General features: G+C 78.0%; 1 pseudogene. It reads right to left on the reverse strand.

Annotated features, from left to right (window positions below):
• Positions 1 to 898: pseudogene (locus E5198_RS21260) on the reverse strand (DNA ligase B); the annotation flags it as partial.

The raw sequence follows: 898 nt of genomic DNA on the forward strand, positions 1-898 counted from the left end.
CCAGCGCCCTGAGCCAGTGCGCGAACGGCCGCTGGCGGGCCGTCTGCAGGCTGCGCCACACCGTTGCCGCGCGCCGCGGGCCGAAGCCCGGCAGGGCCGCCAGTTGCGCCTCGTCCAGCGCCAGCCAGTCGAGCAGGCCGTCCAGCCGGCCGCTGTCCTGCAGCGCCTGCCAGGTGCCCGGGCCAAGGCCGCCCAGCGCCAGGCCCTGGCGTCCGCCGAGCCAGACCAGCCGCGCATGGAACTGTCCGGCGCAACCCGGCTCGCTGGCCCGCCAGCAGCTCAGCGGATGATGGCGCGCCGGGTCGGGCACGGCGAGCGGCGCCCGCTCGGCCGCCTGCCAGGCCACGCCGTCGAGGCGCGGAATGCTCAGCCCGGCCAGGCGCAGCGCCACCTGGTCGCCGGGGCGGATGTCCAGCTGCCGCCAGCGCCCGAGCGAGCCGGCGCTGACCCGGGCGATGCGCCGGTCGTCCAGCTGCAGCGGTTCGAGGTGCAGCAGCGGGGTGATGCGCCCGCGGCGGCCGATGCGGAACTCCACTGCGCGCACCTCGGCCAGCGCCTGCGCCGCCGGGTATTTCCAGGCCACCGCCCAGTGCGGCGGCTCGGCCTGCCAGCGCGTGGCCGGCGGGCGGCTGCCGTGGCGGATGACGATGCCGTCGCTGGCGAACGGTAGCGCCTGGCGATACCACTGCTCGCGCCAGCGGGCGATCTCGTCGGCACCGCGTACCGGCCGGGTGTAGTCCGGGCTGTCGAAGCCCAGGCGGCGCAGGCCGGCCAGGCGTTCGCCCATCTCCTGCGGCCCCTCCGGCCAGTCCCAGACGAACAGGCCGATGCCGCGGCCCTCGGCCTCGCTCAGCGCCGCGCGGGCGAGCAGGCCGGCGACCCGGGCGCGCGCCCCGGC

The organism is Pseudomonas sp. A-1, from assembly GCF_004801855.1.
Taxonomy (GTDB): domain Bacteria; phylum Pseudomonadota; class Gammaproteobacteria; order Pseudomonadales; family Pseudomonadaceae; genus Geopseudomonas.